The sequence below is a fragment of the Bacteroidota bacterium genome, from assembly GCA_037133915.1.
Classification (GTDB): Bacteria; Bacteroidota; Bacteroidia; order Bacteroidales; family CAIWKO01; genus JBAXND01.
This window is the reverse complement of record JBAXND010000110.1, coordinates 1-3,324: the sequence shown is the minus strand read 5'-3', so window position 1 is coordinate 3,324 and position 3,324 is coordinate 1. Positions and strand designations below refer to the sequence as shown.

Genomic DNA, 3,324 nt, shown 5'->3' with positions numbered 1-3,324 from the left:
ATTCCAACATTGTTCCCTGGCAGATGTCGTGCGAAGAACACGGCGCTTCGCTCAAAGTGCTTCCGTTTTCTCTGGAGGGCGAACTGCTGATTGACGGTCTGGAAGCCCTGATAAATGAGAGAACCCGCATCATTGCACTTACGCATGTTTCCAATACGCTCGGAACGGTTAACGATATCAGAACGGTCATAAAAATGGCCCATGCACACAACATTCCTGTTTTGATTGACGGTGCGCAGGCAGTGGCTCATCTTACGGTTGATGTTCAGGAACTGGATTGTGATTTCTATTGTTTTTCGGGACATAAAATGTATGCTCCGATGGGCATTGGTGTTCTTTACGGAAAAGAAAAATTACTGGAAGAGCTTCCGCCGTATCAGGGTGGTGGTGAGATGATAAAATCGGTGACTTTTGAAAAAACGACCTACAATGAACTGCCCTTTAAATTTGAGGCAGGCACACCGAATGTAGGCGATGTGATTGGTCTTGATGTAGCGATTCAGTTTCTTCAGATGATAGGACTCAACCGCATTGCTGCGCATGAACAGGAATTGCTTCATTATGCAACTCAGAAACTGCTGGAACTTGAGGAAATGCGCATCATTGGAACTGCCAAAGAAAAAACGGGCGTGGTATCGTTTAATCTTGGCAACATTCATCCGTATGATGCAGGTACCATTCTTGATAAATTTGGAATCGCCGTAAGAACCGGAACCCACTGTACCCAGCCGATTATGGACTTTCTGCAGATTCCGGGTACTATCAGAGCATCGTTTGCCATGTACAATACAAAAGCAGAAATAGACGTAATGGTTGAAGCCTTGAATAAAGTAAAGGTTATGTTTGGCTGAAAGTAAAAGCTAGGCGTTTATTTCTGCTCCCATCGTTTCCATATCCTTCACAAAACCCGGGTATGATTTTGTGCAGACGCTGATATCGTCAATGGAAATATTCCCAGAAAGCCAGACCAGTTGTGCAAAAGCCATCGCAATACGATGGTCGTCATAACTTCTGATAAGGACATCTTCAGTGCTCATTATTGTATCATTATAAATCATCATCTCATGATTCCCAGTAATAGCAATGTGTGCGCCGCATTTTTCCAAACCTTCGGACACCGCTTCAACGCGGTCAGATTCTTTGATGCGCAAATTCTTCAAACCCGATAAGCGGGCTTCGACTCCCAAAGCAGCGCAGCTAACTGCAATGGCAGGAAAAAGGTCGGGACAGTTTGAGAAATCAAAGCTGAACCCTGCTGAAACCGGCAAGCTTTTTCTCAATGTTATTCCGTGCGCATTTTCAAGTGTTTCAACTCCAAAATGTGAATAAGCAGAGGCAAGAATACAGTCGCCCTGAGTGCTTTTCAATGACAAACCGGGCAACTGAATTTCAGCATCCGGCGAAAGCGCGGCCGCGCAATACCAATAAGAAGCTGAGCTCCAGTCGGGCTCAACGGAAATAATTTCAGGCGCATTACAACCGGGCTGCACATGAATTGCAGAATCACTCACTTCAACAGTAACATTGAATTGCCGCAGCAGTGCAATCGTCATATCTATATAAGGAGCTGAAGCGCTACTGCCCTTCAGGTTAAGCACCATTCCCGACGGCAGGAAGGGCGCAATAAGCAGCAATGCACTCACGAACTGGCTGCTGCTGCCGGCATCAATTTCAACAGATCCGCCATCTATTTTTTTACCCGATATTTTTATGGGAGGAAATCCTATTGCTCCATTATAATCTATATGTGCGCCCAGCAATTTAAGTGCATCAACCAAGGGTGCAATGGGTCGCTGCAACATTCGTGCAGAGCCGGTGAGCTCCCATTCGCCTTCCGAAACAGCTAACAGCGCAGTCATAAAACGCAGCACCGTCCCGGCGTTTGCAGCATCGAGCACAGAGGTTGTTTTGTATTTGCTCAGCAATTGAGCAAGCAGAACAGTATCGGCAGCATCCGAAAGATTTATGATATGAAATGAATGTTTGCACAGCTCACGCAGCATAAGCAATCGGTTGCTGATGCTTTTTGAATAAGGAAGCTTTACTGTTCCACGTATAGAATGTGCTTGTGCGCCAGAAAGCGAAATCTTCATTTACCCAGTATTTATGCTATTTTCCGGTGATATCAAGAAAGTACTCGATGGATTCGGTGATGAGAGTTTCGTCGGCACTGCAGTCATGAACTGCTTCACCAATCTGCTTCAGCAGGGTAAAATTAATAACTCCCTGCTTATTTTTCTTATCATGCTTCATGATTTCAATAAGCAATACCATTTCGGCTTCAAGCTCATTCCATGTGTACAATGATGTCAGCACTTTAGTTATCTCTTTAAGCTGTTTCAGCGGCAGACCGGCTGTTTTACAGGAGATGTATGATTCGCATATCATCCCAGCCGCCACAGCTTCACCATGCATCATTGATTTACGCAGGTGCTTCAGCGACCAGCTTTCAAGTGCATGACCAATAGTGTGTCCAAAATTAAGTTTCTTTCGTGCGCCTTTTTCAGTAAGGTCAGTTTCAGTAATCGCTGTTTTTATTTTCGCTGCACGCGCCACAAGTTCAGGATTACCCAGAACATCTTCGGGCTTCATACCTTTCAGCACCTTCCACAATGATTCGTCGGCAATAAGTCCGTGTTTCAGCATTTCTGCAAAGCCCGAATACAGGTCTCTTTTAGGCAGCGTATTTAGAAATTCATGATGGAAATAAACACCTTCGGGAAGGCTGAACAAGCCCACCTGATTTTTGAGATGCTCCAGGTCAACACCCACTTTACCACCAATACCGGCATCCACCATGGCCAGTAGTGTTGTAGGAATGTTGACGAAACGAATGCCGCGCTGGTAGGTTGATGCTGTAAATCCTCCCATGTCGCAGATGGCACCGCCACCAAGATTCACAAGCAATGCGCTGCGGTCGGCATAACTGCCCGACAGCGATTGCCACAGGTCGTTGCAGGTATCCAGTGTTTTATACTCTTCACCGGACCGCACGCGCAGCAGGTAACCATCTCCAACAGACGGCACATTTTTGAGTACGGCCGGCAGGCAGTTCTTTTCGGAATACTCATCTACCAGTAAAAAAATACCGGAAATATCTTTAGCATGTACTTTGAGATATTTCTCAAAAGCGGCCAAATCCTGTATGTCGTGTTTCATCTTCTGTACACTCAATTAATGTATTCCCCGTAACTCTTACAAAAATATCAATTTTTAACGTAAATATTTGGGTTGCAGGAGATGATTTATTCTATCTTTATGAACAGGAAAAAGTCGAAAGTCGAAAGTCGAAAGTCGAAAGTCGAAAGTCGAAAGTCGAAAGTC

3 protein-coding genes are annotated in these 3,324 nt (G+C 45.0%); 1 reads left to right on the top strand and 2 read right to left on the bottom strand.

Annotated elements, in window-relative coordinates; genetic code table 11:
- A partial coding sequence (locus WCM76_16805) for a cysteine desulfurase (protein ID MEI6767293.1) occupies positions 1-851 on the top strand: 851 nt, incomplete at its 5' end.
- Between the two features lie 9 nt (positions 852-860).
- Here the strand turns inward: WCM76_16805 and WCM76_16800 are convergent.
- Positions 861-2,093, bottom strand: coding sequence for a 3-phosphoshikimate 1-carboxyvinyltransferase (locus tag WCM76_16800; GenBank protein ID MEI6767292.1), 1,233 nt, complete (start codon positions 2,091-2,093; stop codon positions 861-863).
- Between the two features lie 16 nt (positions 2,094-2,109).
- Positions 2,110-3,159 (bottom strand): 3-dehydroquinate synthase, encoded by a 1,050-nt coding sequence (aroB, locus tag WCM76_16795; GenBank protein ID MEI6767291.1) that lies wholly within the window; start codon positions 3,157-3,159, stop codon positions 2,110-2,112.
- Positions 3,160-3,324 lie beyond the last annotated feature (165 nt).

Coding starts and splice junctions, on each gene's coding strand:
- WCM76_16800 (MEI6767292.1), bottom strand. CDS start 2,093: ATGAAGATTTCGCTTTCTGGCGCACAAGCACATTCTATACGTGGAACA.
- aroB (MEI6767291.1), bottom strand. CDS start 3,159: ATGAAACACGACATACAGGATTTGGCCGCTTTTGAGAAATATCTCAAA.